2 protein-coding genes are annotated in these 2,837 nt (G+C 56.5%); both read left to right on the forward strand.

Annotation, left to right across the window (positions count from 1 at the left end; translation table 11 throughout):
* On the forward strand, positions 1-724 hold a 724-nt coding region (locus L692_RS29440; RefSeq protein WP_036724488.1), incomplete at its 5' end, for an S-layer homology domain-containing protein.
* 89 nt (positions 725-813) lie between these two features.
* Positions 814-2,837 (forward strand): hypothetical protein (locus L692_RS29445; protein ID WP_036724490.1); only part of this gene is annotated, 2,024 nt, incomplete at its 3' end.

Here is a 2,837-nt window from a genome sequence, read left to right on the forward strand (position 1 = left end):
GGTGACCGTTACCCTTGCATTTGACCCTTCGAAGGTTCCAGGCGGCAAGCAGGCGGCCATCTACTATTACGATGATGCCGCAAGCAAATGGACAAGGGTCGGCGGCACGGTGAACGGCGCCGGAATCTCGGCGGCTGTCTATCACTTCACGAAGTTCTCTGTATTCGCGGAATTTCCGCAGTCGGTGAAGACGGCCGGGAATCTGGCCGCATTGAAGGATACGGAGAATCACTGGGCCAGAAGCTACATTGATAATTTGAGACAGCGTGGAGTGACCTCCGGATACCCGAACGGCACTTTCCAGCCGAACCGGACGATTACACGGGCAGAGTTCGCCACGCTGCTGGTCAAGGCGCTTGGGCTGAGTGGTACGGGCGACGCCGGATTCAGCGACATTGAGAGGCACTGGGCGAAGGGAGAGATCCTGACGGCGGCAAGCCATCAGATTGTGAACGGCTACCCGGACGGCAAGTTCCTGCCCGATTACCCGGTGACACGGGAAGAGATGGTCGTGATGACCGTGTACGCTTTTCAGCTTACACAGAAGACGGAGCTTGCCTTCAAGGATAACGGAGAGATTTCGGCATGGGCGAAATCCGGAGTCGAAGCCGCCGTGGCTTCGGGCATTATATCCGGCCAGGCCGGCAACCGGTTCTCGCCGAAGGCAACCGCGACCCGCGCTGAAGCGGCTACGGTGCTGGTGAAGGCGCTGGAGCTGGAGTAATTCGCCAAACGGGAAGAGGAATGTTCCGGCAAGGCAACGCCTGCCGGGGCATTCCATAATTCAATTATTTTCATGGGAGGTTTCATCCGGTGGGGAGAATCAATTGGCCTGGAATCCGCAAGGCGGAGAGGGTATTCATTATTTGCGTCCTGCTGCTTACGACGATAGCGGGAGCGGCTGGTTCGAAGGCGGCAGCGGCAGCCGCCAGCTTAAAACCGTCATTTGAGAGCGCATGGGGAATCGGAGAGGCGGGGTTTCTGGAGAATTCAATCCGGAGTCTGGTCGTTGATCCGAAGGAAGGGTATAACGAATATTACGCTATCGCGGACCTGGATAATGGCAGCTCTCTGGGATTGACTTTTGCCGCAGATAAAGGAACGTCAAATCCGGCCTATATTGTCAAGCTCAGCGATCAGGGCGGAGCGCTGCATCAGGTCTGGATCAAAGGCATTTACGCAGCCGAGAACTCCAGCGACATCCCATTGGGGGGAGCCAGCAAGGATTACAGAATCCGGCTTAACTCCCTGGCTATTTTAAAGGACGGAAGTCTGGTCGCGGTGGGGACAGGCGTGCCTTATGATCCAATCGGAAGTTTAATGGAAGGCATGAATTATCAAATAACGCTGCAGGATTTTTCGGGAAATAAAGCCGCTTATAAGCACTCTATTTCGAAGAATTCCGTCACTAACTATACAGGGATCGCGTCGGATGGCTTGATGGTCAAGCTGAATCCTGACGGCGAGCTTCAGGGAGCCAGTGCAATCGGCACCAAGATAGCGACAAGCATCGGGGGAGATATTGCGTTATCGCAAGTACAGCCAACGTCGGACGGGGGTTATGTCGCGATTGGATACTCCAGAGGCGTAAGCGGATATTTCGGACCGATAGGCAACAGGATGGAGCCTTTTGTGATCAAATATAACGCTGCCGGCACGAATGAATGGATCACTCATTTCTATGAGAAGAGATCCAACATAGCCAACTTGACGACGGAACTGCTGTCAGTAACCGAGCTTCCCGGCGGCGGATATGCGGTAGCAGGGTGGTCATCAGCCAAGAGCTTCTCCAGAATATACAAGAACGGCGCGATTTACAAAGACGCAGCAAGCGTCGATATTTCGTTCCCTCTGAATAACGACAGCTCGCAGCATAAGGGACTGATCGGTGTTCTGTCGGCGGACGGTACGCTGCAAGGAATCACGACCTATGCTCCGGAAGGGGCGGAAATAGCCGATCTGAATGATATAGCCGCCTCAGAGGACGGTTCCAGCCTGTTGGCTGTGGGAAGGGCGGTCACGGGCGGTGTACCCGCCGCATTCTCTGTCAAGTTCAAGACGGGTGACTTGTCTGTGGAAGCAGAGAAGGGCTATTCGCAGACGAGTGATCCGCTGTTGAAGGATTCTACTGCGGATAACCCGGAAAATCTGACGACGATCATTCCCTTGGGGGACGGAAATTACTGGCTTGGCGGGATAGCTAACGGCCTGGCGGAAGCTTCTGCCGGTAAGACGCCCGCTGGAGGCTCTGCCAAAGGCGGACAAGATATTGTAGTGATCCACAGCGATGAGAATCTGAATACCGGCTGGGTGTATCTGGCGGGAGGCACGCGGAATGAAGCGTCGTTTAAGGGAGCGGGCTATGAAGGAACCCTCTCTATGCCGGTGATAGCGGCGGCGGGCAACGGCCTGGTTGTCTATGGAGCGACGCAATCCGCCGACGGTGAGGCGGCCGTGCTGGGCGGCAGGTCGCCGGTGTCGGGCGCAGATGGCGGTTATAATGCTTTTGTCGCGCGCTATGGTCTGATTAACCCTGACCAGGTTGCGGCTGATGCGGCGGCGCAAATCATTGGCGCGCTGCCGGAGACAGAGGAGCTTACACTGGCCGACAAGGCAGCGGTGACCGTAGCCCGCGAGGTCTATGGCAGCCTGACGGCGCCCCAGCAAGCGCTGGTGTCTGCCGGAACGCTGGACAAGCTGACCGCAGCGGAGGCGAAGATTACCGCGCTGGAGGAAGCGAAGGCGAAGGTCGACCGTGAGTCAGCCTGGCAGGTGACATACAAAATCAATAATCTGCCCAGCCCGGTGGCGCTGGCTGACAAGGCAGCGGGGACAGC

The organism is Paenibacillus forsythiae T98 (genome assembly GCF_000520735.1).
Taxonomy (GTDB): Bacteria; Bacillota; Bacilli; order Paenibacillales; family Paenibacillaceae; genus Paenibacillus_AQ; species Paenibacillus_AQ forsythiae.